The organism is Bradyrhizobium sp. McL0615 (assembly GCF_049993905.1).
GTDB lineage: Bacteria > Pseudomonadota > Alphaproteobacteria > Rhizobiales > Xanthobacteraceae > Bradyrhizobium.
In genome coordinates this window covers 4733058-4757750 of record NZ_CP188254.1, presented here as the reverse complement: position 1 = coordinate 4757750, position 24693 = coordinate 4733058, and the positions used below count along the sequence as shown (strand labels likewise).

General features: G+C 60.8%; 35 protein-coding genes and 2 tRNA genes. 18 read left to right on the top strand and 19 right to left on the bottom strand.

Translation table 11 applies throughout. From position 1 onward, the window contains the following. Positions 1–39: 39 nt before the first annotated feature. Positions 40–345, bottom strand: a complete 306-nt coding sequence (locus tag ACPPVP_RS22515) for an ETC complex I subunit (RefSeq protein WP_426524530.1) — start codon at positions 343–345, stop codon at positions 40–42. Between the two features lie 221 nt (positions 346–566). Between ACPPVP_RS22515 and ACPPVP_RS22510 the strand changes: the two genes are divergently transcribed. Further along, on the top strand, positions 567–1727 hold the full coding sequence (locus tag ACPPVP_RS22510; protein WP_426524528.1) for an OpgC domain-containing protein: 1161 nt from the start codon (positions 567–569) through the stop codon (positions 1725–1727). Positions 1728–1754: 27 nt separating this feature from the next. Here ACPPVP_RS22510 and ACPPVP_RS22505 read toward each other — a convergent pair whose 3' ends face one another. Beyond that, positions 1755–3563: a carbamoyltransferase family protein gene (locus ACPPVP_RS22505; RefSeq protein WP_426524526.1), complete on the bottom strand. Its 1809-nt coding sequence runs from the start codon at positions 3561–3563 to the stop codon at positions 1755–1757. 339 nt (positions 3564–3902) lie between these two features. Here ACPPVP_RS22505 and ACPPVP_RS22500 point away from each other — a divergent pair, with 339 nt between their 5' ends. Further along, positions 3903–4211 carry a hypothetical protein gene (locus ACPPVP_RS22500; protein ID WP_426524524.1) on the top strand — a complete coding sequence of 103 codons (309 nt, stop codon included), beginning with the start codon at positions 3903–3905 and terminating at the stop codon, positions 4209–4211. Between the two features lie 127 nt (positions 4212–4338). On the opposite strand, the gene ACPPVP_RS22495 is transcribed toward ACPPVP_RS22500, so the two are convergent. From ACPPVP_RS22495 to ACPPVP_RS22485, 3 genes are read right to left on the bottom strand one after another with little or no spacing between them, the layout of a single operon-like run. Then, a complete protein-coding gene (locus ACPPVP_RS22495) occupies positions 4339–5436 on the bottom strand; it encodes an amidohydrolase family protein (protein ID WP_426524522.1) in 1098 nt (365 codons plus the stop codon). A gap of 40 nt (positions 5437–5476) precedes the next feature. Next, on the bottom strand, positions 5477–6253 hold the full coding sequence (locus ACPPVP_RS22490; protein WP_426524520.1) for a cyclase family protein: 777 nt from the start codon (positions 6251–6253) through the stop codon (positions 5477–5479). A gap of 49 nt (positions 6254–6302) precedes the next feature. Next, positions 6303–7286, bottom strand: a complete 984-nt coding sequence (locus ACPPVP_RS22485) for a fumarylacetoacetate hydrolase family protein (RefSeq protein WP_426524518.1) — start codon at positions 7284–7286, stop codon at positions 6303–6305. Positions 7287–7393: 107 nt separating this feature from the next. Here ACPPVP_RS22485 and ACPPVP_RS22480 point away from each other — a divergent pair, with 107 nt between their 5' ends. The 5 genes from ACPPVP_RS22480 to ACPPVP_RS22460 are packed head-to-tail and all read left to right on the top strand — an operon-like array spanning position 7394 to position 11381. Then, positions 7394–8338: an ABC transporter substrate-binding protein gene (locus tag ACPPVP_RS22480; RefSeq protein ID WP_426524516.1), complete on the top strand. Its 945-nt coding sequence runs from the start codon at positions 7394–7396 to the stop codon at positions 8336–8338. Between the two features lie 11 nt (positions 8339–8349). Beyond that, positions 8350–9048, top strand: coding sequence for a GntR family transcriptional regulator (locus tag ACPPVP_RS22475; RefSeq protein ID WP_426524514.1), 699 nt, complete (start codon positions 8350–8352; stop codon positions 9046–9048). Between the two features lie 4 nt (positions 9049–9052). Beyond that, positions 9053–9856, top strand: a complete 804-nt coding sequence (locus ACPPVP_RS22470; RefSeq protein WP_426524512.1) for an ABC transporter ATP-binding protein — start codon at positions 9053–9055, stop codon at positions 9854–9856. Next, positions 9853–10617 carry an ABC transporter permease gene (locus ACPPVP_RS22465; protein WP_426524510.1) on the top strand — a complete coding sequence of 255 codons (765 nt, stop codon included), beginning with the start codon at positions 9853–9855 and terminating at the stop codon, positions 10615–10617. Before ACPPVP_RS22470 ends, ACPPVP_RS22465 begins: the two co-directional genes overlap by 4 nt. Beyond that, the gene (locus tag ACPPVP_RS22460; RefSeq protein ID WP_426524508.1) at positions 10614–11381 is read left to right on the top strand and encodes an ABC transporter permease; all 768 of its coding nucleotides are present in this window, start codon (positions 10614–10616) and stop codon (positions 11379–11381) included. The genes ACPPVP_RS22465 and ACPPVP_RS22460 overlap by 4 nt, the downstream gene beginning before the upstream one ends. On the opposite strand, the gene ACPPVP_RS22455 is transcribed toward ACPPVP_RS22460, so the two are convergent. From ACPPVP_RS22455 to ACPPVP_RS22415, 9 genes are all read right to left on the bottom strand, one after another. Continuing rightward, the gene (locus ACPPVP_RS22455; protein WP_426524506.1) at positions 11352–11669 is read right to left on the bottom strand and encodes a hypothetical protein; all 318 of its coding nucleotides are present in this window, start codon (positions 11667–11669) and stop codon (positions 11352–11354) included. The genes ACPPVP_RS22460 and ACPPVP_RS22455 overlap by 30 nt on opposite strands. Positions 11670–11727: 58 nt before the next feature. Beyond that, positions 11728–11952 carry a hypothetical protein gene (locus tag ACPPVP_RS22450; protein ID WP_426524504.1) on the bottom strand — a complete coding sequence of 75 codons (225 nt, stop codon included), beginning with the start codon at positions 11950–11952 and terminating at the stop codon, positions 11728–11730. Positions 11953–12028: 76 nt separating this feature from the next. Beyond that, positions 12029–12613, bottom strand: a complete 585-nt coding sequence (locus ACPPVP_RS22445; RefSeq protein ID WP_426524502.1) for a CAP domain-containing protein — start codon at positions 12611–12613, stop codon at positions 12029–12031. Positions 12614–12692: 79 nt separating this feature from the next. Then, positions 12693–12769, bottom strand: a tRNA-Pro gene (locus tag ACPPVP_RS22440). Positions 12770–12833: 64 nt separating this feature from the next. Further along, positions 12834–13283 (bottom strand): DUF192 domain-containing protein, encoded by a 450-nt coding sequence (locus ACPPVP_RS22435; protein WP_426538001.1) that lies wholly within the window; start codon positions 13281–13283, stop codon positions 12834–12836. A gap of 168 nt (positions 13284–13451) precedes the next feature. After that, entirely contained in the window at positions 13452–14117 is a 666-nt protein-coding gene (locus ACPPVP_RS22430; RefSeq protein WP_426524500.1) for a cold-shock protein, read from the bottom strand. A 200-nt stretch (positions 14118–14317) separates the two neighbouring features. Next, positions 14318–15079, bottom strand: a complete 762-nt coding sequence (locus ACPPVP_RS22425) for an SIR2 family NAD-dependent protein deacylase (RefSeq protein ID WP_426524498.1) — start codon at positions 15077–15079, stop codon at positions 14318–14320. A 155-nt stretch (positions 15080–15234) separates the two neighbouring features. Next, positions 15235–15468, bottom strand: coding sequence for a hypothetical protein (locus ACPPVP_RS22420; protein ID WP_426524496.1), 234 nt, complete (start codon positions 15466–15468; stop codon positions 15235–15237). An 831-nt stretch (positions 15469–16299) separates the two neighbouring features. Next, positions 16300–16506 carry a hypothetical protein gene (locus ACPPVP_RS22415; protein ID WP_426524494.1) on the bottom strand — a complete coding sequence of 69 codons (207 nt, stop codon included), beginning with the start codon at positions 16504–16506 and terminating at the stop codon, positions 16300–16302. 275 nt (positions 16507–16781) lie between these two features. On the opposite strand from ACPPVP_RS22415, the gene ACPPVP_RS22410 reads away from it, so the two are divergent. Together ACPPVP_RS22410 and ACPPVP_RS22405 are read left to right on the top strand one after the other, a co-directional pair. Continuing rightward, on the top strand, positions 16782–16928 hold the full coding sequence (locus ACPPVP_RS22410; protein ID WP_426524492.1) for a hypothetical protein: 147 nt from the start codon (positions 16782–16784) through the stop codon (positions 16926–16928). A 204-nt stretch (positions 16929–17132) separates the two neighbouring features. After that, a complete protein-coding gene (locus ACPPVP_RS22405; protein ID WP_426524490.1) occupies positions 17133–17363 on the top strand; it encodes a hypothetical protein in 231 nt (76 codons plus the stop codon). A gap of 51 nt (positions 17364–17414) precedes the next feature. Here the strand turns inward: ACPPVP_RS22405 and ACPPVP_RS22400 are convergent, their stop codons facing one another. Beyond that, the gene (locus ACPPVP_RS22400) at positions 17415–17606 is read right to left on the bottom strand and encodes a hypothetical protein (protein WP_426524488.1); all 192 of its coding nucleotides are present in this window, start codon (positions 17604–17606) and stop codon (positions 17415–17417) included. A 58-nt stretch (positions 17607–17664) separates the two neighbouring features. Here ACPPVP_RS22400 and ACPPVP_RS22395 point away from each other — a divergent pair, with 58 nt between their 5' ends. Further along, a complete protein-coding gene (locus ACPPVP_RS22395) occupies positions 17665–17943 on the top strand; it encodes a hypothetical protein (RefSeq protein ID WP_426524486.1) in 279 nt (92 codons plus the stop codon). Between the two features lie 30 nt (positions 17944–17973). Here the strand turns inward: ACPPVP_RS22395 and ACPPVP_RS22390 are convergent, their stop codons facing one another. After that, on the bottom strand, positions 17974–18270 hold the full coding sequence (locus ACPPVP_RS22390; protein WP_426524484.1) for a putative quinol monooxygenase: 297 nt from the start codon (positions 18268–18270) through the stop codon (positions 17974–17976). Positions 18271–18762: 492 nt separating this feature from the next. On the opposite strand from ACPPVP_RS22390, the gene ACPPVP_RS22385 reads away from it, so the two are divergent. From ACPPVP_RS22385 to ACPPVP_RS22360, 6 genes are all read left to right on the top strand, one after another. Continuing rightward, the gene (locus ACPPVP_RS22385; protein ID WP_426524482.1) at positions 18763–18924 is read left to right on the top strand and encodes a Flp family type IVb pilin; all 162 of its coding nucleotides are present in this window, start codon (positions 18763–18765) and stop codon (positions 18922–18924) included. 1087 nt (positions 18925–20011) lie between these two features. Continuing rightward, the gene (locus ACPPVP_RS22380) at positions 20012–20299 is read left to right on the top strand and encodes a hypothetical protein (RefSeq protein WP_426524480.1); all 288 of its coding nucleotides are present in this window, start codon (positions 20012–20014) and stop codon (positions 20297–20299) included. A gap of 317 nt (positions 20300–20616) precedes the next feature. After that, on the top strand, positions 20617–20802 hold the full coding sequence (locus ACPPVP_RS22375) for a hypothetical protein (protein WP_426524478.1): 186 nt from the start codon (positions 20617–20619) through the stop codon (positions 20800–20802). Between the two features lie 165 nt (positions 20803–20967). Beyond that, a complete protein-coding gene (locus ACPPVP_RS22370; protein ID WP_426524476.1) occupies positions 20968–21420 on the top strand; it encodes a VOC family protein in 453 nt (150 codons plus the stop codon). Between the two features lie 3 nt (positions 21421–21423). Further along, entirely contained in the window at positions 21424–21684 is a 261-nt protein-coding gene (locus tag ACPPVP_RS22365) for a hypothetical protein (protein ID WP_426524474.1), read from the top strand. A gap of 287 nt (positions 21685–21971) precedes the next feature. Beyond that, on the top strand, positions 21972–22619 hold the full coding sequence (locus ACPPVP_RS22360; protein ID WP_426524472.1) for a glutathione S-transferase family protein: 648 nt from the start codon (positions 21972–21974) through the stop codon (positions 22617–22619). A gap of 1 nt (position 22620) precedes the next feature. On the opposite strand, the gene ACPPVP_RS22355 is transcribed toward ACPPVP_RS22360, so the two are convergent. Continuing rightward, positions 22621–22872 (bottom strand): porin, encoded by a 252-nt coding sequence (locus ACPPVP_RS22355; protein WP_426524470.1) that lies wholly within the window; start codon positions 22870–22872, stop codon positions 22621–22623. Between the two features lie 36 nt (positions 22873–22908). Next, entirely contained in the window at positions 22909–23181 is a 273-nt protein-coding gene (locus ACPPVP_RS22350; protein WP_426524468.1) for a PilZ domain-containing protein, read from the bottom strand. A 235-nt stretch (positions 23182–23416) separates the two neighbouring features. On the opposite strand from ACPPVP_RS22350, the gene ACPPVP_RS22345 reads away from it, so the two are divergent. Next, positions 23417–23491: transfer RNA gene (locus ACPPVP_RS22345), tRNA-Glu, on the top strand. A 309-nt stretch (positions 23492–23800) separates the two neighbouring features. Then, entirely contained in the window at positions 23801–23959 is a 159-nt protein-coding gene (locus tag ACPPVP_RS22340) for a DUF3096 domain-containing protein (protein WP_426524466.1), read from the top strand. 43 nt (positions 23960–24002) lie between these two features. Here the strand turns inward: ACPPVP_RS22340 and ACPPVP_RS22335 are convergent, their stop codons facing one another. Further along, positions 24003–24665 carry a hypothetical protein gene (locus ACPPVP_RS22335; RefSeq protein ID WP_426537999.1) on the bottom strand — a complete coding sequence of 221 codons (663 nt, stop codon included), beginning with the start codon at positions 24663–24665 and terminating at the stop codon, positions 24003–24005. Positions 24666–24693 lie beyond the last annotated feature (28 nt).

Genomic DNA, 24693 nt, shown 5'->3' with positions numbered 1-24693 from the left:
AAAGGAGCCCGGCGTGGTCCAGCCTTAGTGAGACCAACCTTAGTGCGTCCAGGGTTCGACGCGCTTGAAGGCGAAATTGTCGGCGTAGGCCACCTGCCGCTGCTTCGAATCCTTGGGCTCGATCACCTGGTAGGCAATACTCCTGTGCTCGCAATAGGCGATCGCGTCTTCCTTGGTGTCGAAGTGCAGGGTGAGCTGCTGTTTCATGTCGCCCGACGAGGTCCAGCCCATCAGCGGCTCGACCGCCCGGGGCTGCTCGGGCTCGTAGTCGAGCTGCCATTCCCGGGTCTTCGCCCTGCCCGATTGCATCGCGTTTTTGGCGGGCTTAAAAATGCGTGCGGTCATGGATGGTTGGGTCCTTAAAGCGTATGCGGCGCGGTAGCGTTTGGCGGAAACAGCCGGGATAGTATAGACACACCTTTCAGGAAATTTGACGGTGATTCCAGCAACCCGGATGTACCATTCCGTACCGGTATAGTCATTATACCGTACTGTGACAATCTGGGACTATCCGGCGCCCGGGACCTGCGCCATCCTCCCGAAAGCATTACTGCGAAACGGCAGCCATGAAAATCAACGCCACCCTGCCCGACAAAGGACGCGACCTCCGGCTCGACCTGTTTCGCGGAGTCGCGAACTGGGCGATCTACCTGGATCACATCCCCGACAACGTCGTGAACTGGATCACCACCCGCAATTACGGGTTTAGCGACGCCGCCGACCTGTTCGTTTTCATCTCCGGCTATACGGCCTCCTTCGTCTACGCCCGGATGATGCTGGAACGCGGCTTCATCGTCGGCGCCACCCGGCTGACCAAGCGGGTCTGGCAGCTCTATGTCGCCCACATCATCCTGTTCGTGATCTATATCGCCTCGATCAGCTATCTGGCGCTGCGCTTCGGCGATTCCGAACTGGTCAACGAGTTCAACGTCGTCGGCCTGGTCGACAACGCGACCGAAACGCTGCGGCAGGGCCTGTTCCTGAAGTTCAAGCCGGTCAATCTCGACGTGCTGCCGCTCTACATCGTGCTGATGGGCCTGTTCCCGCCGGTATTGTGGATCATGCTGCGCCAGCCCAACTGGACGATGATCGCCGCGATCGCGCTGTGGCTGGTGTCGCGGCAGACCGGCTGGAACCTGCCTGCCTACCCGCAGGGTACCTGGTACTTCAACCCGTTCTGCTGGCAGGTGCTGTTCGTATTCGGCGCATGGTGCGCGCTCGGCGGCGCCCGCAAGAATCTCGCCATCATCAATGCGCCGGCCACGCTGTATTTCTGCATCGCCTACATGATCCTGGGGCTTGTCATGACCATGGCCGGCAAGTTTCCGGCGTTCGGCGATATGTTCCCGCAGTGGCTGTATTCGATGTTCAACCCGAACGACAAGACCAACCTGGCGCCCTATCGCTTCCTGCACTTCGTGGTGATCGTGATCCTGGTCATCCGCTTTGTGCCGAAGGATTGGCCGGGCCTGGAATGGAAGATCTTCGATCCGCTAGTGGTTTGCGGCCAGCAGTCACTTGCCGTGTTCTGCGTCGGCGTGTTCCTGTCGTTCGTCGGGCATTTCGAACTGTCGCTGAGCTCAGGCTCGCTGTTTGCGCAGATCTTCGTCAGCGTGACCGGCATCGCGATCATGACCATCGTCGCCTACTACATTTCGTGGTCGAAGCGGCAGGACAAGCCGCTCAAGCCGCCGGCGCCGAAAGCCGCCGGAGCGGCCGCCGGCTGATCTGGAGTTGATCTTGCACAGCCGCCTTCAGGCCGGCTGCGCGGTCGACGCCACCAGAGTCCGCACGTCGGCGTAGACGTTGAGCACTGGCGCGACCACCTTGTGCATGGCGCTCTTCGAGACGATCGTATCATGGATGACGAGATGATCGACACCCGTGGTCAGAAAGCAGTTCACGGCATCCTGCGGCGTTTCCACGATCGGCTCACCCTTGATGTTGAATGAGGTGTTGATCAGCACGGGAACGCCGGTCAGCGCCTCGAACTCCTTCAGCAGGCGATAGAGCATCGGATTGGTTGCTTCGCGGACGGTCTGGACGCGCGCGGTGCCGTCGACATGCACGATCGCCGGGATCTTGTCGCGCCACTCCGGACGCACCGGCTTCGCAATCAGCATGAAGGGCGAGTCTTCGTCGCCTTCAAAAACTTCCTTCATCCGCTCGGCCAGCACGATCGGCGCGAACGGACGGAACGCCTGCCGGTGCTTGACGCGGCTGTTGAGGATGTCCTTCATCTCGGGCTTGCGCGGATCCGCGATCAGGCTGCGGTTGCCGAGCGCGCGCGGTCCGAATTCCGACCCGTCCTGAAACCAGCCGATCACTTTCTGGTCGGCAAGCAGCTTTGCAGTGTCGCGGCAGACGTTGTCGCTCTTGACGGCATCGACCTGGATACGGACGAGGAATTTCTGCAATTCCCTGGCGGCCTCCTGATCGGTATAGGCCCTGCCGACATAGGAGTGATCCATGACGAAGTCGCGGCGCCGCCTCAGGATCTCGAGCCAGCCGTAATAGGCGCAGCCGATCGCAATCCCGTCATCGCCGGCCGCGGGCTGAATCCAGACGTTCTCGAATCCGGCTTCGCGGGCGACCCGCCCGTTCGCCACGCAATTGAGCGCAACGCCACCGGCCATGCAGAGGTTCTTCGCCCCAGTGGTTTCGCGCAGCCAGCGGGCGCGGGCGAGCAGTACGTTTTCGGTGTCATCCTGCGTGCGCCAGGCCAGATCCTCCCAGTGCCGCATCGCCGGGCTCTTTTCCCAATTGCTGCCATCGAACACAAAGGGCTGCGTGAAGTCGGCAGTCCAGTGCGGCACATCCAGCTTGCCGTCGTTCAGTTCGAGCAGGTGCTTGACCTCGTCGCGGCGGCCATAGGGCGCCAGCCCCATCAGCTCGCCGCATTTATTCCAGTCGCCGAAAATGTAGGTGGAGGCGCGGCTGTAGAGCGCGCCGAGACCGGGCATGGTGTAGAACTCGTCGCTGAGGAAGCCGCGGTCCGGCTCCATCCAGACCTTCTTCAGGCACTCCAGCGTGGCGCCGCTGAACTTGTAGTAGCTCTCGGATTCGCGGGCGAGCGGCGTCGCCGTATCACTGGCGGGAAAGACTTCCATGACGTCGGAGCGATAGCTGCCGACGCCATCGACGATCATCACGACGCCATCCTCGAACGGCGACACCGCGAACGCACTATAGGCGTGCGCCAGATGATGGGAGATCGTGACCACCTTGTCCTGGCGCGACAGATACAGCGGGTGCTTGGCTGCGTCGCCGCGTTCGAATTCTGGTAGGAAGCCCGGTGCATCGAAATACACCAGCCGCTCCTCCATTTCCTGGACCGGCAGGATGTAACAATTGCGCACGACCAGATCGACGTCGTCGAGTGTAATGCCCTCGGCTTCGAGGCAATAGTCGATCACTTCCTTGTAGAAGCCCGACGCGTGCTTGGCCCGCGTGATGCGCTCCTTGGCGATCGCAAACGCGATGGCGCCGTCGCGCAGCAGGCAGGCGCTGACATCATGGTCATAGGTGTTCAGGCCGAGGACATAAGTGTGTTTTTTGGGCATGGGTACTCGTTAAGGCGAGATGGTCTTACGCTGAAAAATGGAAATCATGTCGAGATCAAGTTGCGGGCGTGGCCTTGCCGTAGCTTCTCCCGGAATTACGCAGCGCACAATCATCGGCGTTCAGGAATCATTCAGGAACATGAACGACAAAATGCGAAAACCCTCGGTAGATTGGCCATAACTTGACCTTACCTGCCCTTCTTAATAAAGTCCCAAGAGCCCGAAAGAACCTTAGTAAAAATATAAATCGTAGCGCATCTGAACCGAAAGCTGTCTCGCGCGTCTAAGTGAGATAGTGCAAAAGTCCAGATGTCTTGGAAGTGACCCGGAGATCCCTGAATGGCTAAACGCTACAATATCCTGACCCGCTGCCTCGCAGCTTTAGCTTTGTTGTTCGTCTACGTCGCCAGCACCTCTGCTATTCTGGTCGGCGGAACGACCACGTCGGCGCTGGCGCGTGGTGGCCGAGGCGGCGGTGGCCGTGGCGGCTTTCGCGGCGGCGGTGGCCGTGGCTTCTATCGCGGCGGCGGTCGTGGCTTCTATGGCGGCCGAGGTTACGGTCGAGGTTATGGCTTCTATGGCGCGCCCGTGGTTGTTGGTCCGCGCTGCTGGTGGAATGCCTACGGTCAACGTGTCTGCAGGTGGTGAGATAGGTTCGATCGCCGTCGCCTAAGGCGAGATCGAAGCCAGAGTTCAAGCGCACCGCTCAACCGGTGCGCTTTTTCTTTTGTCCGCTTCTCTCCGCCATTACACATAAGCAGCGGTTTCGTCCACGCTAAATTGCCAGCCGCGGGATCAGCTTCAACGCATTGCTGCGCTCGATCGCGGCCATCTGTTCGTCCGTGAACACGCCCGCCTCGCGCAACCCCTTCACATGATCGATGCCGGTCCGGTACGGGAAATCGGTTCCGAACACGATCTGCGACGGCGGGATGATCGCCGCCAGCGCCGACATCGAACTGCGGTTGGACGTCTGCGCGGTGTCGTAGAAGAACCGCTTCAGCTCGGTGAGCGTGCCATCAGGCACCGTCTCTTTGGCCTTCGGCACCAGCAGCGGATGCCGAACGAAGCGCTCGATCAGGAACGGCATGGTGCCGCCGGCGTGCGAAAATATCCAGCGGATGTCGGGAAACCGCCGCGCATTGCCGGAGAAGATGATGTCGGCGATGGTGCGTGTCGTATCGGTGCCGAACTCGATCATGACAGGCGGCTGCGTCGGAGCGAGATTGACACAGCAATTGGCCGCGGTGGGATGGGTGTAGACCAGCGCCTTGCGGCGATTGAGTTCTTCCATCACAGGCAGGAACAGCGGATCGCCAAGCCATTTGTCGCCATAGCTCGTCATCAAGGCGATGCCGTCGGCCTTGAGCGTGTCGAGCGCATAGGTCAGCTCGCGCAGGCTGCCTTCGGCGTCGGTGAGCGGCAGCATTGCGAAATTGCCAAACCGTCCGGGATAATCCGCGACCAGTTTTGCGCCATACTCATTCGACTCACGACAGAGTTTTCGCGCCGCATCGCCCGTGGTGAAATTGACGGCGGGCGTGGTGACGGACAGCATCGCGGTGGCGATGCCGGCCTTGTCCATATCCGCGAGCGACTTCTCGATGCTCCAGTTCTTCATCAGCAGATCGCCAAAACCGCTGTCGTTCGACGCGGTCACATAGGTCGGCGGCGACAGATGATGATGAACGTCGATCCGGAACGGCTTTGTGTCGGTGGCTTGTGCCCTCGCCCGGCCGCCACCCGCCGCCGTCGTCAGCGCCAGCGCGCCGGCGCCGAGCATGAAGCTGCGCCGGCTCGGGTTGGAGAGCGGCGGATCTGATGGGCCACAGCAGAAGCATCCCCGCAAGCACGGCGCACGCAAATCCGTCATTCGTTTTCTCCCTGCTTTTGTTTGTTGTCGCGCGCAGCCTTCAGTCGTCGAGAATGGCCACCGCCCGGGTCCAGCCCGCCGAAGCGCGCTCGATCTTCACCGGGAAGCACGACACCATGAAGCCGGTCGATGGCAGCTGTTCGAGATTGTGCAGTTTTTCGATGTGGCAATAGCCGATGTGGCGGCCCGCCTTGTGGCCTTCCCAGATCAGGCTGGCGTCCTTTGTCTCGGCATATTTCTTCGCGGTGTAGACGAATGGCGCGTCCCAGCTCCAGCCGTCGATGCCGGTCAGCCGCACGCCGCGCTCCAGCAGGTACATCGTCGCCTCATAGCCCATGCCGCAGCCGGAGGTGACGTAGTCCTGCCGGCCGTATTTAACGCCGGCGCTGGTGTTGACCACGACGATCTCCAGCGGCGACAGCGTGTGGCCGATACGCTTCAGTTCAGCTTCGACATCCTTGGCGGTGGCGACATAGCCGTCAGGCAAGTGCCGGAAGTCGAGCTTCACGCCCGGCTGAAGACACCATTCCAGCGGCACCTCGTCGATGGTCCAGGAACGCTCGCCGCGATTCATGGTGGGATGGAAGTGCCAGGGCGCGTCCAGATGCGTGCCATTGTGGGTGGAGAGCTGCACCTGCTCCACCGCCCAGCCCTGCCCGTCAGGCAGATCTTCCGCCTTCAGCCCGTCAAAGAACTGCAGCATCCGCGGCAGGCCCTGCTGGTGATCGATGTACTGGATCGTCGGATGTCCGCCCGGCGGGTCGGCCGGCACGTCGTTTTGCAGGGGAACGGAGATATCGATCAACTTGCGCGCCATGGCGTTTCCTCGCTGGATATTTCTTGTTGGTGACGTCGCCGGCAGCAGACTATTGCCGCTCGACCCGGTTCTTCAACGTGCCGATCTTTTCGACTTCGAGTTCGATGGTATCGCCGTGCTCGAGATACCAGCCGAGTTCGAGGCCGCAACCATTGCCGACGGTGCCCGACCCGATGAATTCGCCGGGCATCAGGGTTTCATCCTTGGTGACATGGGCGATGATTTCCTCGAACGAGAATAGCATGCCCTCGGTCACGCCCTGCGAGCGCATCTTGCCGTTGACGCGGGCTTCCATCTTCAATTTGTAGGGATCGCCGATCTCGTCCGGCGTGACGATCCATGGCCCCATCACGTTGCCGCCGTCAAAACTCTTGCCTTTCGCCGGCCCCAGCCGACCTTCCATCTCAATGCGCTGGGCGTCGCGCGCGGAAAAGTCGTTGAAGATCGTATAGCCGAAGATGTGGTCTTTGGCCTTGGCGGCAGAGATGTTGGCGCCCTTGCTTTTGGTGATGACGCCGAATTCGAGTTCGTAATCCATCACCTGGCTGTAGCGCGGCCACTTCACCGTGGTGTTGGTGCCGCGCACGCTGAAACGGTTGGTGATGTAGTAGATCGGCTGCTTGCGATAGACCTCCGGCAATTCGCCGAGCGGCTCCGCCTCGATCCGTGCCAGTTCGGCCATGTCGTTCTTGGCGCGGGCGGCGAGCTTGAGCTGCCCGCGCGGGGCCTGCAGGATGTGCAGCGGAAACGACATGCCGTCGCGCATCTGCCGCGGCTCCGGGATCGGCGCGAGAATCTCGGCCGTCCCGGTCTTGATCGACAGGCTCTCGTCCTCGCCGTGCTTGTCGAACACTTTTGCCGCCTGTTCGAGCGCGGCGTCGCCGGCATCGATCAATGCCAGCATCGATGCGAAAGCGGGGTTGGCGCTTCCGCTTCCATTGGCAGCGGCTGCGAGATCGAACAGGAGCGTATCGCCCGTATGCACGATTCCGATCTTTTCCTGTCCGCCGGATTTGAACGTTGCGAGTTTCACTGGATCACCCCTTGTTTTCCGATGAAATATATGATCAAAAAAAATATCGATAAACAAGACAGAAAAATGTATCCTGGGGAGAATGTCGTGAAAACGGGGAGAGCGTCGTGAAAAAGGTCCTTGCCGCCCTTGCGGTCAGCGCTGCCGCCCTAGCGGTCAGCGTGGCGCTGACCGGCACCGCCTTTGCGCAGGCCAAGATCCAGGTCGGCTGCACGGCGACCTCGGACTGCGCCTCGGCGATGGTGGCGATCGACGAAGGCATTTTCAAAAAGCACGGGCTCGAGGTGGAGATGACGCCGATCGGCATCAACTCGAATATCCCGGCGGCGATCCTGTCGAACTCGATCCAGATCGGCGGGCCGACCTCGACCGTGTTCCTGCAGGCGGTCGATGGCGGGCTCGATCTCGTTGCGATTGCCGGCGCCACCGTCATGAACCCGGTGTCGAACGGCAACATCACCGCCTTTATGCGCAACGGCATCACCATCAAGGAGCCGAAGGATTTTGTCGGCAAGAAAGTCGGCGCGCCCGGGCTGAACGCCTTCCTGCACGTGCTGTTCGTGAAATGGCTGGTGGAGAAAGGCGTCGATCCCAAGAGCGTCAATTTCGTCGAGGTCACCTTTCCGACCATGGCCGATATCATCAAGTCCGGTGGCGTCGACGCCGTGCTGACGGCTGAGCCGTTCGTGACGCGCATGACCAATGCCGGCCTGGGCTCGGTCGGCGCACGCTATGCCGTCGAACTGGCGCGCACCGATCCGATCATCTTCTATGCGGCGTCGCGCGAATGGGCGGAAAAGAACGCCGCGGCAATCAAGAAATTCCGCGATGCGCTCGCCGAGTCCGCCGAGATCGTCAACAACGACCGCGAAAAGGCCTCGAACTCGATTGCAAAATTCACCAAACAGCCGATCGAGCTGGTCAAGGCGACGCCGCCGAACCGCTCCGAACCGGCGCTGAAGCCCGAGCAACTCGCCTGGTGGATCGAGGTGATGTCGACGCAAAAAATGCTGCAATCGAAGCTCGACACCTCAAAACTGGTCCTGAAGTAGAGGATTTCGCGATGCCGGCGTCCGAGCGCCAACCGAGCCGACCGGTGACCGAGGCCGCCACGCTGAGCGAGCGCGCGGCCATGCTGGTCGAGCAGGATATCCTGGCCGGTCATCTGGCGCCGGGATCGCGGCTCGGCATCGTCGACCTCGTGCAGCGCTACGAGATCGGCGCGACGCCACTGCGCGAGGGCCTGTCACGGCTGATGTCGCGGGGGCTGATCGTGGGCACCGGACAGCGCGGGTTTCGCGTCGCCGATGTCAGCCGCGAAGACCTGCTCGACATCACCACCATGCGCACCGCGATCGAGGTCGAGGCCATCAGGCTCGCGATCGTCCATGGCGACGACGCCTGGGAGGCCGGCATCGTCAGCTCCTTGCACCAGATGCGCCGTCATATCGAGCGCACCGGCGACGAATTCCGCGAGGGCGCGGAAGACTTCGACCGGCTGCACAAGGGCTTTCACACCGCGCTGCTGGCCGGTTGCGGCTCAAAGCGCCTGCTGGCGGCCCATTCCGATCTCTACGACCAGGCCTACCGCTATCGCCGGGTGATGATGGGCGCGATGGACAGCGGCAAGAAGTTCGTGCGTTCGCACCAGATGCTGGCCGAGCGCGTGCTGGCGCGCGACGTTCCCGGTTCGCAGGCCATGCTGGAAGCGCACCTGCGCTCGACGCTCAACTTCGTCTATCCTCCGGGCCGCGAGAGCTGACACCATGGCAAACGCCGCAAAGCGTCTCGAAACTGTATCCGGCGAGGCCAAACCGCAGGTCGCGTTCGACGCGGTCACGCTGCAACTCGGCGGCAAGACCATCATCGAGAACTTAAGTCTCGGTGTCAGGCCCGGCGAATTCCTCTGCATCGTCGGCGCCTCCGGTTGCGGCAAGACCACGGCGCTCCGTCTGGCGGCCGGTCTCTACCAGCCGACCGGCGGAAGAGTGAATTTCGACGGCCAGCCGATGCGCGAGCCGCGCCGCGAGATCGCGATCGTGTTCCAGGATTACGGCAAGGCGCTGCTGCCGTGGCGCACCGCGGCGGGCAACGTCTCGCTGGCGCTGGAAGCGGGCGGCATGCCGTCGGCCGAGCGCCCTGCCCGGATCGAGGAATTGCTGCACATCGTCGGCCTGCCCGGCCATGCCGGCAAATATCCGTCCGAAATGTCCGGCGGCATGCAGCAGCGCCTGCAGATCGCCCGCTGCCTGGCGCAGGAGCCGAAGACGCTTTTGATGGACGAGCCGTTCGGCGCACTGGATGCGATGACGCGGCAGGGGTTGCAGGACGAGGTGCTGTCGCTGGTCGCGGCCAGCGGCGCCACCGTGATCTTCGTGACTCACGACCTCGACGAAGCGATCTATCTCGGCGACCGCGTCATCGGCCTGTTGCCGCATCCCGGTCGGATCGGCATCGAGCTTTCGGTCAACCTGCCGCGCCCGCGCGATCAATTGTCGACCCGCGAGCATCCCGAATTCCTGCGGCTGCGGCGGCAATTGTTCGACTTCATCAAGGCGACCGAGCAGTGACGGCTAATTCCGCCAAGGCGCTGGCGCTGCCGCTCGGCGTGCTGGCGGCGTTCGAAGTGTGGGCACGCGTCACCCATCTGCAAAGCGACAGCCTGGCACCGCCGAGCGAGATCGTCATGGCGCTGTTTGGCGCCTTCGCCGATCTCTCAATCCTGGCGGCCACGCGCGACACGATGTTTTCAGCTTTTGCCGGGCTTGCGATCGGCACCATCGTCGGTCTTGCGCTCGGCATTGCCTTCGGCATTTCCGATACACTCGACCGCCTGATGGAAGTGACAATCGAGGCGATCCGGCCGATCCCCTCGATTGCACTATTGCCGATCGCGCTGATCGCACTCGGCTTCGGCTACCGCATGGAAATCGTGATCGTGGCGTTCGCCTGCGTCTGGCCGATCCTGATCCTGTCGCGCGCCGCCGTGCGCAGCATCGAGCCGCGGCTGATGGAGGTGGCGCGGGCGCTGCGATTGCCGCCGGCGCAACGGGTCTGGAAGATCATCATCCCGGCGGCGCTGCCGCGGATTTTTGTGGCCTTTCGGCTGTCGGCCGGCATCGCGCTGATCGTCGCCGTGACGGTTGAAATCGCGATCAATCCGCTCGGCCTCGGCGCCGGCATCATGCTGGCGCAACAGGCGCTGCGTCCCGACCTGATGCTGGCCTATCTGGTCTGGATCGGCATCATCGGCTACGCGCTGAACGTGCTTTTGACCGTGGCCCAGAGCCGACTGTTCGGCCGCGCCGCGTTGAACGGAGACGGCCGATGAACCGGACCTTCATCCTCTGGCGTGTCGCGAGCTTTGCGGTCGCGGCCGGCTTCATTGCGCTCTGGCAACTGATCGCCAATCTGAAACTGGTCTCGCCGGTGTTCCTGCCGGGGCCGGACCGCGCATGGGCCTCATTGGTACGCGGATTTTCCACAGGCGACCTCTGGAGCAAGCTTGTCGGCACGCTCGAACACATGGCCTATGGCTGGCTCGCCGCCTCCATCGCCGGTATCGCGATTGGCGCGATCATCGGATCGTCGCGCACGATGCGGACCTATGTCGCGCCCTCGCTGGAGTTTTTGCGGCCGCTGCCGGTCTCAGCGATCATTCCGGTTGCGATCGCGATGCTCGGATTGACGCAGGCGATGGCGCTGTTCGTGATCGCCTTTGGCGCGATCTGGCCGATCATGCTGGCGACCATCCATGGCTTTGCTGCGGTCGAGCCCCGGCTCTACGAGGTGGCGCGGTCGCTGCAGATGTCGCGGCTCGCGGTGATCTCAAAGATCGCGCTGCCTTCGGCCAGCCCCGACATTCTCGCCGGCATGCGCCTCAGCCTGACGGTGGCGCTGATTCTCTCGGTGGTCTGCGAAATCCTGGCCGGCCTCGACGGGCTTGGCCACTGGGTGCTGCTGTCGGCCCGCGCGTTCCGCTCGGCCGACCTGTTCACCGGCGTTATCCTGCTTGGCGTCACCGGCTATGTGACGTCAGTGGCGATGTCGATGGCCGAGAACAGGCTATTGGCGTGGCAGGCGGCGCAGCGCTGACTGAGTCGCTACGGCTTGCGAAGCATTTTCCGACATCCGTTCCGGAATGCGCTGAAGCCAGCCCGCGCGCTTCCTGGTCACGACCGCGTCTCTGCCAATTTCGGCCATCCACCGCAAGAACGCTCGGGGACTTAAGGTGACGAGCACCTCGTGGTGCCGCATCCCCTTGCCGCCCTTGACCAGGCCGAGATCTCGGATGACGCAATACGTCCCGCTACTCATGCGGGCGAACTTCGCACCTTGAAAATGATTGCGCACACGCGACAACATGGGTGCAACATGCACCATGCGTCGATTCCGTCAATCTTGACGGCCACCGAATCAACTCCATCGAGGTGCGAAGCCGTCAAAGCGTTGCGTTGCTGCCGCGCTCTCCGATCCGATGGATTTGCGCGGTCCGAACCGGCACGCGATTCAGCACGTCACGGCGCTCGTTCATTCGCGTGCTCGGCGAATCGGGCTGGGCAAAGCATTCCAGTATCTGGATACGGATTTCCTCCGCGACCGGACCCTCGACCATGCGCATGCGATTCCAGAGCCGGATGATTTCCCGTTGCTTCTCGACATTCATCACTGGTCACCTCCGAGGAATGACCAAAAAGAACATAACAAGAACGATAGTGCAAGCCGGAAAGTTGCGAATTCACTTAGAAGCAGAGGCTGAGAATCTTCAGTCGACAGGATTCGGCCCCGCGCGATTTTGGTTTCGTTGCGCTAGCCTGCTTTGATTCCTTCGGCGAACTCTTTGGCGAGCCCTTCGGCTTCTTGCTCTCATAGTCGCCTGCGATCACCATGGCCCAGTACATGCGGCCGGTCTTCGCGCTTTTTACGCTGGCCACGCCGACGCGAGTCGCGCCGGGCAGCAGGAGGTTCTTCCGGTGCCCTGACGAATTGATCCACTGGTCGAGGGTTTTGGGAAAGCCGTCGTAACCGTACGCAATATTCTCTGCGGCCCGGCCGGCGCCCGCCGGGCCGACACGCGTATTGAAATGGCCGAGGACATCGTGATCCAGCTGGTCCTTTGCCGCCATCGCCTGGGCTTGATCGTGCGCAATCCGCGTGAGGGTCCCATCCAGGGCGACGCGCTTCTCGCCGTGCTTCAGCCGAAAGTCAGAAATCATCTGCGCGGGATCGGCCGCGGCCGTCCGGCCCAGGGCTGTGGTGGCAAAACAAAGCGCCAGCCCCAGCAGCAGAGCATGCCGCGCCAGAATAACTATCCTCGTACCGGTCACACGTTTTCCCTTGCCCCTTCCAATTGAGATCGCTGGGAGAGAATCAAACCAAAAAGACGCAGTAAGTCATTGATTTAGTTGGTCGGGGCAGCTGGATTCGAACCAACGACCTGCAGTACCCAAAACTGCCGCGCTACCAGGCTGCGCTATACCCCGATCCGATGCTGGGAAATGCGTCGATACACGCTTAGACCCCGGCCATCAAGGCGATCCGGAGGGCTCAGCGCTTGTTGAAGAGCGGGTGCGCCACCCGGTCGCCGGGCTGAATTCCATACTTTTGCGCCGTACCCGCAATTACCTCCAGCACGCCCTTGGCGAGCCCGCCTGAGGAGATGATCTTGGTCGAGAGCGGCTCGGTATTTTCGGCGATCCGCAGGATGCGGCCGTCGGCCCGGATGAAGATCATGTCCAGCGAGATGTAGGTGTTCTTCATCCACATCGAGATCTGCTGCTCCGGCGAGAAATCGAACAGCATGCCTTTACCGTCCGCCAACTCCTTGCGGTACATCAGCCCCGTCGTCTTCTCCTCCTCCGTCGTGGCCATTTCGACCGAGAACACCTGCACACCTGACTTGGTGGCGATCTCGAGCGGCTGAATGCTCGCGGCCCGCGCGGCCGGATTGGCGCAAAGCGCGACGAGCACGGCGGAGGCCGCGGCTAGCGACGTCATCAGGCGGCCGCCGATTCGAAGCCGCGCAACCATCAAAGCGAAATTCATCAAAGCACTCATGCCGGATATCTTGCGAATTGCCGGGGAACCCTAACCCGACGATTGCGGCAAATGCCAGAGGCCGCCGCACGGGTGCGCGGCGTCCGGCTCACGTTTGCGTCAGCGGGATCAGTGCGAGGACAGCGCCGACGGGCCGGTCTCGGGATGGATCTCGGCCGCCATCATGCCCTTGGACCCGGGCCCGAAGCGCACCAGCACGTATTGGCCGGGACGCAGCTCGGTCATGCCGAAGCGGCGCAGCGTTTCCATGTGGACGAAAATGTCGGGCGTGCCCTCGCCGCAGGTCAGGAAGCCGAAACCGCGCAGCCGGTTGAACCATTTAACCTGCGCCCGCTCCAGCCCGCTGGTCGGTGTGACGTTGACGTGGGTCCGCGGCGGAAGCATCTGCGCCGGATGAATCGCGGTGGACTCGTCCATCGAGACGATCCGGAACGCCTGATAGCCTTTTGCGCGCTGCACGCACTCGACCACCAGCCGCGCGCCTTCATAGGCGGTCTGGTAGCCGTCGCGCCTCAGCACGGTGACGTGCAGCAGCACGTCGGGCCAGCCATTGTCCGGAACGATGAAGCCATAACCCTTGGAAGCGTCGAACCATTTGATGACGCCGGATATTTCGACAAGGTTGGCGGCGGAATCGCCGAGCCCTGACAAAGCATCCACTGTCGGATCGCGTTGCGAGCCGGTTGCGTAATCGCCTGGTCCAAGTCTGTTTTGCCCAGTCCCACCTGACGGCGGCCCCCCGAGCTTCTTGGACACAAATTCGTCCGACCCCATGACCCCGGACCCCACACTTCAAAAAAGCGGCCCGCCATCGCCCTGGCAGGACCGGAACACGCGCTTATCGATGACACTCGTGACAACGCTGCGCGAATCTCTCGAATCAAAAGATAACACTCTCGACTGCCGAGCATAGCTAAAAAAAACAAAATTGCGGGGGCTATGAACAGGTTGCACAGCCGCGAATCAGTCGGCAGTCAATTACCGACGAACGGTCCAAGCGTTTCACCGATGTCGAAACGGATCACCAGATCGGCGATATCGTCCTGTTCCGTCGGCTCATTGTTGATGATGACCAGCTTTGCGCCGCAGTTCTTGGCCATCAGCGGAAAACCTGCGGCCGGCCAAACGACTAGCGACGATCCGATCGCCAGGAGCAGGTCGCATTGCTGGGCCAGTTCGGTGGCGCGGCGCATCTCATCTTCCGGCATCGCCTGTCCGAACGAGATCGTCGCGGTCTTCACCGGCGCATCGCAGATGGTGCAGTCGGGGGCATCGCCGGTTTCGTCGAAACGCGCCTTTACCCAAGGAAGATCATAGGCATGTCCGCAACCGATGCAGCGGGCATAGGTGGTATTGCCATGCAGTTCGACGACGTCGTCGGCCTTGAAGCCTGACGCCTGATGTAAATTGTCGATGTTCTGGGTGATGATCGCCGGCGTCTTGCCCGCCTTGTAGAGCGAAGCCAGCGCGCGATGCCCACGGCCGGGCTTCGCGGCCGCGAAAGTCTCTTCCATCGCAAAGCGCCGCCGCCAGGCTTCGGCCCGCGCGTCGGCACTGGAAACGAATTCATCGAACGCAATCGGGCGGTTACGGGTCCATAGGCCGCCGGGCGAGCGGAAATCCGGAATGCCGCATTCGGTGGAAATGCCGGCGCCGGTAAAGGGAACGATGCAGGCGGCTTCGGCGATCATGTTGCCGAGCTGTTCGACGCCGCTGTGCAAATCCTTGGCGATCACCGCTGATATTTCCGGGATTGTTGGGCCGCGCCGACTATAGCACGGCCTTTCGGATTGCCAGATCGATGCGCTCTGCCCGGCGGTGCAGCATGCGCATCGTGAAGGCGGCCTCTATCAGGCCGCCTTATAACGATCCGCCGATCATGCTGCCTTGATCACGCAGCCTCGGCGACCGATTCCTTCGGCTCCTTTTCGGACTTCTTTGCTTTCGGCGCGGCTGCGATCTCCACTTTCTTCGCCGGTGGCTTGCCGTACTGACTCAGCTTTTCCAGTTCCGCTTCGAGCTCGGCGCGGCGCGACGCGACTTTCTCGAACAGTTTGTCGGTCGCGTTCTCGCGCAGACTAGCGAGTTCTTCGATACCAAGTGAATCCAGATCAATCTTTGCCATTGGAACCTCCCGTTTGTCTTTCGCTAACGGGAACCCGTGTGAGCGACAAGAATGCGCCACAGCTTATCCACCGCCTTCGCTGCAAAGGCAGCGGCTGATCACAATGCTGCAACCTCGCTTCCGCATTCGTGCCCCATTCGCGCACGCCAATGATGGCGGAGCGCGAATCAAACAAGACACGGATGGGCGATGACGAAGGAAGAAAGACTCGCGCGCGACCGCGCCGAAATCGCAGCCCGCGTCGCGAGCTTCAGGGAGACCCAACAGAAGTTCGAACGTGAGCGTGAAACATATTGCGAAACGACCTTGGCCAACGCGCTGAACGGATCGGGGCGGCCCGCGTTCTGGCGTTGAGACGGAACCGACAGAAGCTTGCCCGGCCGCAGCGTTATTGCCGAAGGAATATGGCGCGTGGAACCGCAGCGAATTCCATCAGGAAATGCCGCCGAGAAATTCGCCGGCGCAGGAACGAGGCCGGCGCTTCGACGTTTTTCTATCAAGTGCAGCAACCTTACGAGAGGTGAAAGCATGAAAGACCCCGTCTGCATCTTCGAATGCAGGCGGGGTTTTATTTTGGAGCGCCTGCGGCCGCACGCGATCGCCGAGCCATGCGATCTGGCGGGTCTGACCATCGGATTACGCAGGAACTAACACAGCCCTTGCGGAGTTTAGTTGCGGGGAAAGGTTTGTCATGCCCGTGTGGTTGGAAATTCTGATCAATGTGATCGGCTATGCCGGCTTCATCGCCGTCGCTACCTATCACCGATCGCCAAATGAAAATTTCCCGGAGTGAAGAATTCGGGGGTCGCTGAGCGCCGAACTGTTCGGCGTTCAGTTTGCCTTATGAGGTTCGCCCGCGGTGCGGACCAGCCTGTCGGCCTTGACCAGCACGTAGCTACTTTCAGCTTGCGGCCGCAACGAAAAGCTGACCATGACGAAGGCAAGGCAGAACAGCAGGCCAACCACCATGACGCGCCGGTGAGTGGGTTTGTCCGCGTTGTGAAATGAAGGGACCATGGCCTGTTTCCTTTCGGCCATCCCTATCGCAACTCCGAATTCGCACAACGCGATTTGGGTTTTAACCTAACTGAATAGGGTTATCTGCGTTTTCGCGAACAAATTGATCCGGTATCGATCGCGCGGCGTCAGACTCCTTTTGTTCTCGCAGAACGAACAGGGGGCGCGTTTTCCGGCACCGTTGCCGTGTTAAGATACCGTTACCCCGCCGCTTCGTCCTCTCGCCGCCATGCCGGTCGCGTGCCGGACGTCGAACCTTTTTGGCGCAGCCCGTACTTATCTAAAAAGGTGCTGCAATGACCCAAGCCGACCATTATCGAGATCAATCCGACCGAGCCCGGCGGCTCGCCGAAGCCGTCAAGGATCCGGAAGCCTCGAAGAAGCTGATCGAGATGGCCGAGGAATTCCGCCTCTACGCCGAACGGCTGGAAGAGACGCATTAGGATCTTTCGGTTCCGATTGAAGCCGCGCCACGCTTTCGGATTTTCGTTTTGACGCGTGCGCTGATGCGCCCCCCCGCCCCTGATCAGGCTTCGCTCGAAACGCCCTAAATTTTTTTGACGCCGGTCATGGAAGTTTAAGCCTCCATTTACCGCGCTCCCCTGAAATGCCGCGCCGTTAACCCAACCTCTTTACAAGGCGTAAACATGGACCTGACAAATTTTGGTCAGGAGGGTGATCCCATGGTCATTTACCCCGTACCGGTTGAAGTGACGCAGGCCAGAGTGCAACTCGTCGTCGATCAGGCCGCCAAGGCGCCACCGCATTTGATTAATCAGGATCTTCAGGCCGTCGACCACGCCAAGGCCGCCGCGATAGAAGCGGCGCTTGCCAATTTGCCGGACGAAGAACCGCCGCTGGTGGACGTCAAGGTCTGACCTGACCGCAACTCATCTCGTGCGGCAGGCCAGACGGCGTCCGGCCCTCTCTCACGCGCGCCACGCGAATGAAAGCTGTTGCGCGTACACGACGCCGAGCGTCAACAGGCCGCCGACGCCGGCGAGCACCGCCAACCCGGCGAACCAGACCCATTGCGGCCTTTCCTTGTAAGCCAGGAAGGCCGAGCAAATCGTGCACACGATGGTCGGCATATTTGCGACTAATAAAACCCACGCCAGCATTTAAACCTCCCGAAGCGAAGCGGACGCGCGAAGGCTAGCGTGCCGTTCGAACGACACTGTGCGTCCCGTCACACCAGTCACGCCTGCACGCGCGCTATCGTCGAGGCATGATGGCGCTTCGGGAAATCATGATCTGGATCGTTCAAGCCGCGCTGTTCGGCATCGGGATCGCTTTGCCGGACTAACGGCGCATCTGGCCGGCCCGCTGCTGGCCACAGCCTTTGCGATCGACGAATTGATCCCGACCGCGGTCGTGTTTTTTGCCGTGGCGGCGGGCCTCGGCTGGATCGGAAACAGGTTCTGGCCCGAGGAATGGATGTACAATCCCCTGCTCTAGCGATGGCCGTCCGCGCAGGGCAGCGGCTCCTTATCGCGGTATCGCCTCGGCGCGATAGATCTTCGTGCCCGAGGTTTCGACGATCCGGCCCTTGAGCGATCTTACAAACGCCTTCGAGCCTTCGACCGCGAAATGCGTCCGCAACGCCGCCTCATCGGCCCATTGCTCGAAGAAGAATAGCCGCATCGGGTTCTGGCAGTCGACATGCACGTCATGCGAGATGCAACCCGGCTCCTTGCGGGAGCGCTCGACATGCTCCAGACACGAGCGGCGCACGTCGTCAAAGGTATCCTCGCGCGCCAAAATGCTGCCAGTTACGAGAATCATGCCGTGCCCCCGTCCGCGTCAACCAACCGCCGGCCTTCGGAAAGGCGCTGGTGATTGCGCGTCGAGGCGGGCAGATCCCTGGTTAATGCAACAGGCGCGGCACGACAACCGATACCGCTAGCAATACGCCGAGGCTGCTCAGCACGGACAATTTCATCCGAGCCGTCCTGGCGTCCGTAATCGGAAGCACGAAAAAGAAAATCATCGCGAGTATGAGCAGGCCGTAAAGCAAGTACATGGTTGATCCCTCCGTTGGCACGACCATGAAGGGAGCAGCCAATCGCGTATGTGTGGGGGATCACGCCGGTGATACGGCGTTCCGGCGCGTCAAATATCGGTTTTAAAAACAAGGCCGAAGCCCAGCGCGATTAAATCACACCGTCAACCTGGGGCCGCAGCTCCAACAAATCTCTGCAATTTTACGCTTTTGGTTGTATTGGCGGCAACTTGGGCGTGCCACAACGCTTTCGTCGAAATTCGAGAGAGCATGAAATGTTTGGGAAGTTTCTGCGCGACGAGTCCGCCGCCACCGCCATCGAATACAGCCTGATCGCCGGGTTCATCGCCCTGGCCATTATCGCGGCCGTCGGAATGACCGGCCAAAGGCTTGTTGCGCTGTTCCAGAGTCTGATTCCCGCGTTGACCCTGCCCTGACGCGCCAAGTCACGACTAAAGCCCTGCAAGGACGGGGATCATGAGCGTCCAAAGCTCAAGCCCCGGTAAGCCGTGAGGTCAAACTCATCGGGGTTCTTCCTGCCAGGCAACTGAAGGACCGAGTCAGCTAATCGTCTTTCGGACCGACATCCCAACCGCGCCTTCGCGGCCGCCTGAATCGTCGGCTCCCGACGTTGCCCGTGCCGGCGACGCCTAGGCTTAGTCTGGCGAGATAGAACGCCGGCCATGACAGCCCCGCCAGCTCGCAGGCGCGAACGGCAGCTCCGCGCCTTGGGAAGCGAGTTCTGACACTGGAGAACTGACCGGAGAAAGACTGTCCGAGGCAGGCGCCGATGCACTCACGCCCGGCGTCGAGATCGATGAAGCCGCTGCCGCCGACCGCGCGGCTATCGATGTTGCCTTCAAGCCGAATTGTCTGGGCATCCAAATCTCCATCCATGAACACCCTGCTGACTCCGGGTGTCGTCCCAAATCCAAGCCTAAGACAAATCTACGACGCAATCATTGCGCTTTGGTTGGTTTACCCACAAGGAACAACGAAAGGTAGCGCGTAAGTTTACGGGTGAAGGCTTCAGCCCGTCCGCGCGTGGGTTGGTGCGCCAACTGAACGGCCGCGCTTCGGCCGACCGGCACCGACGCGATCGCCACCACCATAAAACCAAAGCTGCGTGACCTGGCGCACAGGTCTTAATCCCGCATTCACCTAGGCTGAAGCATCGCCGGAACGAACGTATTCGCCTCAAATTGTCCAGGAAATTGAGGGCTCGGGTCATGACCAAGTTTCAGTATCTGCAAGAGCAAGCTGCCCGTGCCGAACGGTTGGCGCGAAGCATACTCGACGCTGTCACCGCGGAGAGGCTTCAGGCGTTCGCAGCCGAGTGCCGGGCAAAAGCGAAGACATTGGATGAACCGCGGTCCAAAGCCGCCTGATGCCTTGCGCGACTTTCGAGGACACTGCCACCTCTTTTCGTACTTGGATCCCCGCTTCGGCGGGTTTTTTCGCGACGACCCTCACTTTCAGCAGTTCCTGTTGCGGCTACACCGCATGCAACGTCGGAGGACTGCAATGTTTGAAAACACTGTCGCAATATTCGATTTTGTTCTTTCCATCGTGTTCGTGGTCACGACTGCAAAATGGGCTGCTCGACGCACCAACCGTATCAAGGCCGTACTCTTCACGTGCGCGGTGGGAGCCGTCTATTCGGTGACGACCGATTTCGCGCTCAGCTTCTTCGTATCGTTTTACGACCGCTCGTTGAGCAGCCTGACGATCGGCTTTCTACTTTCACTGCCCATTGACGCTGCGCTCGCATTGTTTGTCACGCGACGGCGCACAGCTTTGGCTCACGCTTGATTAGGGCACGGCCCATCGTCGCCCCTCCCCTTCACGATTGGCTTTAGAACCCCGCGCTCTCCCCCCGGGAGCCAGGGTTTTCTTTTTTTTGGGAACGAAGTCCACCAGCACGAATTGGATTCCCGAACAGGCACCAGCCCCGCACACCGGGGCTTTTCTTTGAGGACTCGTCATGCTCTGGATTGAAGCCATCGTCAACATTTCGGCCTTCGCGGGCTTCATTGGTTTAGCGAACCGTTATCCAAGAGATGAACAGGTCGACTGACGAGGGAACCGCCGGCGCTATCAATTTCAGGCAATTGGCTGCATAGTGCCTCATGGCAAAAGCAAAAGTGACCTTCAGGATCGTCCGAATCGCAGACGATAATTGGAACATCCAGGCCGACTATCCGGGTAGCGAGCAGCGAACCATCACAGGTCTTACCAGCAAGGAAGATGCGAACGAGTGGATCAACGGTGAGCGCAAGATCGCGTGGCTCCGCTCCCAAGGCTACGCCAAGTGACCGGATAGCCCTCCAGCATATCGCCCTTAAGCTTCGCCCAGGCGGGCTTGGTGCCCACGCCTGTACGCGCAGAGCCTGCCCATTGGGGCAATTTCCTGCTATCTAATGCCCTGAACAGCCGTCCACGAAGTCAAATCTGCAAATGTTCTCAGGGAGATAAGAAACATGCGCTACCTCCACACCATGCTGCGCGTCCGCAATCTCGATACCGCGATGAAGTTTTACCAGGACGCGTTGGGGCTGAAGGAAGTACGCCGGATCGACAATGACAAGGGCCGGTTCACGCTGGTGTTCCTGTGCGCGCCGGAGGACGAAGGCCTGTTCAAGTCGGCTCCGCAGAACCGCGGCGCCCCGCTGGTCGAACTCACCTACAATTGGGACGAGGAGAAATACGGCGAGGACCGTCATTTCGGCCACCTCGCCTATGAGGTCGATGACATCTACGCGACCTGCGACCGCCTGATGAAGGCCGGCATCACCATCAACCGGCCGCCGCGCGACGGCAATATGGCCTTCGTCCGCTCGCCGGATCTGCATTCGATCGAGCTGTTGCAAAAGGGCGAACCGAAGCCGCCGGCGGAGCCGTGGTCCTCGATGCCGAACACCGGCCACTGGTAAGCCTTGTACAACTTCTTCGTGCACGTCCGTCATCCGAGCTACCGGCTCGTGACCATGGCGGATGCGCCGTTTCCATCAGGCGCGCGAGAAAGCGAATGGCGGCTGACACGCAGCCGCCATTCCGGCGACGTCAACGCCGAAGTGCGCCAGACGGTCGATCGCGATGGCTACTCGCTGTTTGAGATCGGATTGTCGCTCTCGGAAATCCCAATCGTAAAACGTTCCCTCGCGCCAGCTTCTTTTGCGCGCAGGAACCGGCCATGACATCGCGCGTTCTCTCCTCGATTGCATTTTGAGGAGGACATGATGGGACGAGGACTTTTGTTGTGGTTGCTGGGCGTGCCAATTCCGGTAATCATTCTGCTGTGGCTATTCTTCGGCCGCTGAGCAGCTGACGCCAGCCAACCTGCGCGTTACGCATGAATCGAGGCTCTGTCGCACTGCGGCGGAGCCCGATTTTTTTGTATGGTTTTAGGCCGCGCAGAAGCGCTTTTTCGCCGATCTTCAGCTATGAACGGCGATCGGAAGAAGATCAGCGGGAGCGACAACGCGTGGCCAATAACAAGAAACAACAACTCACCATCTGGGGCCGGGCCAATTCGGTCAATGTTCAAAAAGTGCTGTGGTGTCTCGCCGAGCTCGACCTCGCCTATGAGCGCATCGACGCCGGCATGCAGTTCGGCAAGAACACCGAGGCCGCCTATCTGGCCATGAACCCGAACGGCCGCGTGCCGACGCTGGTCGATGGCGACTATGTGCTGTGGGAATCCAATTCGGTGATGCGCTATCTCTGCATGGCCTATGGCGAGAATTCGCCGATCTATCCCGCGCAGCCGAAGGCGCGCGCCGGTGTCGACCGCTGGCTCGACTGGACGCTGTCGACGCTGCAGCCGGTCGACCGGCCGGTATTCTGGGCGCTGGTGCGCACGCCGGTCGAGAAGCGCGACATGGTGGCGATCCAGAAGGATGTCGATGCGGAAGCCGTGGTGTGGCGGATCGTCGAGGCGCAACTGGCGAACCGTCGCTTCATCGAGGGCGACCAGTTCACGCTCGCCGATATCGCGATCGGCGCCTATGCGCGGCGCTGGCTCGGCGTCGAGGGCGTCACCAAGCCGGAACTGCCGAACCTCGAGCGCTGGTTTGCGCAGTTCGCGGCCCGCCGCGGCTTTGCGCAGTTCATCGCGCCGCCGATGACATGACCTAGCGCGAGCCGCTGGACGCACCCGCGCCGACGCTCACCGCGCCGCCGATTTTCATGCACGTATTGGTGCCGTCGATCTTGACGAAGCCCGCGCCGTACTCCGCGCAGGCATTGGCGGAATTCGAGCGCTTCACCGGCAGCAGCTTGCCGGATGTTGCGGCCCTGTCGGGCTTCTGAAGACGGGGCTGCTCTGCGGCCACGGCAACGGAAGAGAGCACCACGATCATGATGATCAGCAGGGATTTTCGCATCCCGTCTTTTATCGCCCCATGCCGACCAGGGCCAGACTAGCGGACGAACTTGACGCCGACTGATTTGCCGCGACGCCAGACCACCTCGCAGCGGCGTCCGGTTCTGGCGTCGCGCGAAAACGCCAATCGCAACTTCGCCGGCAGCGAATTGGGATCATCGATCGTGACCTTCGCCCCCGTCGTGGACAGATCCTTCACCACGCATTGGCGCGCGGCAAAACCACCGTCGAGCGTGATCCACCCGGGCTGACTCAATGATTTGCGCGTCTCGCGCTTTTTGTTGCTCGATAGTTTGGAAAGCAAGGCCATGTCGGAAGTTCCCCCGACCAAAGCCTTACGCCATGCGGCTTTAAATTCCGTTGCATCCGGTCCATCCCCCGAGCCGATGGCGATCCGGAACGGTCAAAAAACGGGTTTTCGAGCGGCTTGCCCGCCCGGCCAAACGCCACTATACGTTCGCCCGTCGCCGCCTCCATGGAACATGGACGGCTGGCGGCCAACACGGCTTATCAAGCGCTTAACGCATTGATTCTCCGGTTGTTTTGCTCCCTTCGTCTATCGGTTAGGACGCCACCCTTTCACGGTGGAGAGAGCGGTTCGATTCCGCTAGGGAGCGCCAGCTATTTCAATGGCTTAGCTCACACCCTTCCATATCCAATGTTCGCCCCACATCAACGGGTGGGCATGTCTGCATTCGCCCATTTGTGATCTGGCTCGTGGAGTTGGGACGGGGCTGCCTGAGTAGACATTGGTCACCAGCAGGTGCAGCGACCGCAGACACGATTGGCGGAATGGACCTTGGATGAATCAGGCAACGCCGCTGCTGCTTTGCCCGCTGCAGGCCATCAAGCTTTGACGGCGCGGCTCCAGCATATGGGCAATTCACTGTCGATCGGGTAAGGCGGCCCGAATCTGCTATAAAATCTACATGCATCCCGATGCAGCCAACCCCCTACTGCCACTCGTCACCCTGGCCGCGGGAGTGTTTTTGCTGATCGCGCCCCGCATCGTCAGCGTCGCAGTGGCGGTCTATCTGATTATCGCCGGCCTTCTCGGGCTGAACGGAATCTATCACTTCTTCAAATAGACAAGGCGCGGGACCGAAGCCCCGCGCCTCGTTTGCTCGATCTTTAGCTTTGTGGGCTCGGCGCGGTTGCCGGAAGAGTAAAGGGCGCTCCTCCAAGCGAAATAGGTCCGACAGGTTTAGGCTGCCGAGCCATCCTCTTTTGCGCTGCCCGGGATAGCCGGTTACGAGCGTGCCTTGTGGGGATGGAGGAAGTTACATCCGGGTTTATCGTTTTCTGCAGCGAGTCGACCTTCGCTATGAGCGTGGAAATCTGAGTAGACACCTTCTTCACGTCTGCATGCTCATCCGTTATCTGAGCGGATATTTTCTTCACGTCGACGTGCTCGTCCACGACGCTCTGCCTCAGAGAGGCGAGCGTCATTGAGCCCTGCTGAAGCAGATCGGTGTTTTGCTGCAGCAGGAAGCTGTTCTCCTGCAGCGAGGCAACGTGTTGCTGCTGGCCCGCCTGAATGTTCTTTAATGCAGCGAGAGCCGGATCCGATACGGGATCGAAAGCTTTCTGGAGCGGAAGTATTTCGGCCAATTTGCTGATATCCGGCAGGGCAAGATCAGAAGGCGCCAGTGTATAGACGGCCGCACTCGTGTTTATTCCAAGAGCGAATATCGCAAACGCCAGGATCGATTTCCGGCTCGACTTCTGGGTCGGTGCCGCGGATTCGGGCTGTTCGGTTTGGCTCTGCTTTTCCGATGTCTGGGTCACGTGCATCAACCTCAAATGAGTGAACAAAAAAGGA